This window comes from Ochrobactrum sp. Q0168 (genome assembly GCF_016427605.1).
Taxonomy (GTDB): domain Bacteria; phylum Pseudomonadota; class Alphaproteobacteria; order Rhizobiales; family Rhizobiaceae; genus Brucella.
On the sequence record NZ_JAELXQ010000046.1, the window covers coordinates 1 to 792 of the forward strand.

A 792-nucleotide genomic window follows, 5' to 3' on the forward strand; every position below is an offset into this window, starting at 1 on the left:
GGGAGTCTGACATGACAATGATTTTTGGAATCCCTTTGCAGGCGCTTCTCGGGCAGTTGCTGGTCGGCCTCATCAATGGCTCGTTCTACGCCATGCTGAGCCTTGGCCTTGCCATCATCTTCGGGCTTTTGCGCATCATCAACTTTGCCCATGGCGCGCAATATATGCTGGGCGCTTTTGTCGGCTATCTGCTGTTGAGCTGGCTTGGCATCGGCTATTGGCCAGCGCTTGTTCTGGCCCCGATCATCGTCGGTCTCGGCGGCGCGATCGTCGAGCGCGTGGCGCTGTCACGGCTTTATAACCTCGATCCGCTCTATGGCCTGCTCTTCACCTTCGGCCTGGCGCTCGTGATCGAAGGCACGTTCCGCTATTATTATGGCGCTGCCGGACAGCCCTATGCCGTGCCGCCGTCGCTTGCTGGCGGCAATAATCTCGGCTTCATGTTCCTGCCGAATTATCGCGCCTGGGTGGTCGTGGCCTCGCTGATCATCTGCCTTGGCACCTGGCTTTTGATCGAAAAGACCAAGCTTGGGGCCTATCTGCGCGCCGCCACCGAAAACCCGACACTGGTCAAGGCCTTCGGCATCAATGTGCCACTGCTTTTGACCTTCACCTATGCGCTGGGTGCAGCGCTTGCCGGTGTCGCCGGTATCATGGCGGCTCCCATCTATCAGGTCAGCCCGCTGATGGGCTCCAACATCATCATCGTGGTCTTTGCCGTGGTGGTCGTCGGCGGCATGGGCTCGATCCTCGGCGCCATCATCACCGGCTATGTGCTGGGCCTGGCCGAAG

General features: G+C 59.6%; 1 protein-coding gene. It reads left to right on the forward strand.

Annotated elements, in window-relative coordinates:
• Positions 1-11: 11 nt before the first annotated feature.
• Positions 12-792 (forward strand): branched-chain amino acid ABC transporter permease (locus JAU75_RS23870; protein WP_199058950.1); only part of this gene is annotated, 781 nt, incomplete at its 3' end.